This is a genomic window from Fructilactobacillus sp. X7R9C1, from assembly GCF_059901005.1.
In genome coordinates this window covers 1-3231 of sequence record NZ_JBWXVG010000023.1, presented here as the reverse complement: position 1 = coordinate 3231, position 3231 = coordinate 1, and the positions used below count along the sequence as shown (strand labels likewise).

Below are 3231 nucleotides of genomic sequence, written 5' to 3'. Positions count from 1 at the left end.
TCCTTCATATATAAAGAAATGGGAATTCGAATTTAATATCAAAGTGGCTACAAGTGCCAACTTCAAAGTGGTTAAAGCCACGTTCGAGTTTGATATTACCAAAGTCAGTATTACTGTTAACCTGCTGACCACGTCGAAAGCTTTCTACTCCATCTAGTACAACTTCATAGTTATCATTATTCTCACCTTCGTATGAATAAGAACTACCATTCGTACGATTGACTAAACTAATTGCTGTCCCAGACCACATTAAATGAATCTTTAAATCATGATGTTCAAGATAAGGATCAATGGGCATCCCACTTGGATTTAATACATCGAAGCTAAACTCATCAATGAAATGATAGTCTTCTCGGTCAATTGCCGGTAAATCAAAGCCCAAGGGAAAATCATTCCAAAGATCCAATTGATTTAACGAATCATAGCGAGAAAACTTCATCCCAGTCGGATTTTCAAATGGAATCGTAATATCACAATCATTCGCTCCCTCTTGATAGGGTTCGATTTCGAAACCAATTGGTCGAACAAAGAACACATTCAATCGGTCAACATCCGTACGCAACCGGTACAATTTCTTTTGCATGAACAAATTATGGACCTGCTGCTTTTTGGCGACATAATCAACATAAGTTGAGAAGTGCAAAACAAAATTAGCATTAATGGTGTTTTTTTGATATTGAGCAAAATTGAATGCACTACCATCAGAGGCTACTCGTTCAGTGTAGTTATTACTCATTGCCGGCGTACTTTTCAATCCAAGAAAGATTAAATCATTAATTTTATCAGTTGGATTAAATTCAGGTAAAGCGTCAATACTAACGTGCAATTGTGGCATTGGCATTAGAATCCACCTCCCATCTGATAGTCACGCAACGTTTGGTCACGTGCTTGTTGTCGATAAGCTTTTTGTGGGTCGTACCCATTAATCCCTTTAATAGCTTGTGTCTGTTGCTGCGTCATGCCCATTGATTGAGCGAACATGTCTAATAGCTGGTCAAACTTGTTTTCAATGCTTGATAGCTTGGATTGTGTTTCTTTTAATTCAGACTTCAAGCTATCATTACCAGCTTCACCGCTATTTTGTGGTGCATTACCAACCATCATATCAATGACTTGATGTAATAGGTCAGTTGCACGACTCCGTTTAGAAACATCGAGAGGAATAACCATTTCAGGCTTATTGTTTTCACCGACACGAGCGATTTGCTCATGGCCAATGAAGCCACCGTTTTCGTAGTTATGATGAGTCTTCCAGTAGTTGTAAGCCCCACCAATACCACCATATCGTTGCTTAACGTAACCTTGCATCCACTTCAACTGGGTAATTGGATTCTTTTTCCAATCAGAACCTGCACTAGCCATCTTGCTACCTGGTAGTGATTGAGGTAATCCATAAGCACCACCATTCGGATTAGTAGCTTCAGGATTCCAACCAGATTCATGACTAATGATGTAATTATACATATCAAATTGGTCTTCCGGGATACCAGCTTGCTTTAACCAGTTCTTGTGGTCACCTTTTGGAGCTTCGCCAGGACCAGCACCATCGCCATTGGTATCAGCGAATGGAGCTAAGTACTTTTGAATCCATTTGAACATTGAGTTATCGAACATCCCATGAACGAATTTCGATAGCCCACTGTCGTCTTTGTTCTTGTTCTTTTCCTGGTTATCATCTGAAGATAGTCCCTTAACGTGGTAGTAACGTCCTGGACCATCAACAGCTTCAGCACCAGCAATCGTTGAAACGCCTCCCCTTGGTGGATGTTGGTTAAACATCAATCCTTTAGCAGGGTTAGAAACAATCCCAACGTGGGCGTCTGCACCAGAAGAACCAAAGTAAACCAGGTCACCAGGTTTAGCATCGCCTTTTGAAATCTTGTTGAACTTACCAGAAGCTTCTTGAGCAACAGTCGTTCGTCCGGCATTAATGTTGAAGTGAGCTAAGGCTTCTTTAACCATTTCAGAACAGTCAAAACCGCCTAATTCATAAGCACGATTGTTGAAGTGCTCTTCAGCATACTTCAGAAATTCGCCCATTGAACCAGAGCCGCCGCCATCACCAAAGATGTCACCGACAGCTTTCCAGGTTTCATTCCAGAAACTTACGGCTTGGTCTTTAGACTTGTCGAACATCCCTTTACCAAGATTATTCATAACATCACCTTTGTAAGATGGTGTCTTGATTAAGTCTTGGATATATTTACCAGGATTGCCAACAATATCACTGGCCATGTCAAAGCCTTTTTTGAGGTCTTTTCCAAATCCTTTAATACTACCCCAAACGTTTCCGGCAATACTCTTGGTGGTATCAACCACATTATCAATCCAACCAAAAGTACCGCTAGCAAAATGACGGATACCTTGCGATGCCATAATCATCTTAGTTTCAGTAGCATTCAGAATCTGAGTACCTTTTGGAAGCAGGCCGGTCCAGTTCCGACTTTGAGGAATAAAGGCTTTACCGTTTGGCAAGATAGCCATTTCCTTATTGTCAGTTTCCGGACTGTCATTACCATCGTTGAGCATAGAGTAAGTATGTTGGCTAAGCGCTCCAGTACCAGTAGCAAATTTAACCGGTTTAATCTTACCTAAAGCGTCCTTTTTACCACCAAACATACTAATTACAGAGTCAATACCACCAATGGCACCGTTTAAGATGTTGATAATGCCATTGACTCCGTCTTGAGCCGTACCTTTGATGCCGTCCCAGATTTTACTAAAGGTATGAGCAACACCATTCCAGGTTCCACTCCAAATCTTGGACACTTCATCTCCAGCAGACCTGAAAGTACCTTTGAGTCCGTTCCAAAATCCACCGACAAAACTAGTGATGTTATTCCAGATCCATTTACCAAATCCAAAAATAGCATTCCAGGAATCAGACCAAACGCGACTGATCCAATTCAATGAACCACTGAACATACTCTTAAGACCGTTCCAGAAGCCATTTAAGAATCCAGTAATGGAGTTCCAAATCCAACGGCCAAAACCAAAGATACCATTCCAAATGTCACTCCAAACTTTGCTAATCCAGTTTAGAGAACCATTCCAAATTGCTTTAAAGGTGTTCCAGAAACCATTTAAGAAGTTAATAATGCCATTCCAGGTATTCCTAAAGAAACCAAGAATACCGTTCCACGAATTACTCCAGATTTTACTGATCCAATTCAGTGAACCGTTCCAGATACTTTTAAACCAGTTCCAAAAACCGTTTAAACCATTGATGAT

2 protein-coding genes are annotated in these 3231 nt (G+C 40.7%); both read right to left on the bottom strand.

Features of this window, described 5'->3' with window-relative positions:
- Window positions 1-4: 4 nt before the first annotated feature.
- Complete coding sequence (locus AC6UD0_RS07090; protein WP_500708643.1) at window positions 5-841, bottom strand: phage tail domain-containing protein; 837 nt, start codon at window positions 839-841, stop codon at window positions 5-7.
- A partial coding sequence (locus tag AC6UD0_RS07085; protein WP_500708641.1) for an aggregation-promoting factor C-terminal-like domain-containing protein occupies window positions 841-3231 on the bottom strand: 2391 nt, incomplete at its 5' end. The genes AC6UD0_RS07085 and AC6UD0_RS07090, both read right to left, overlap by 1 nt.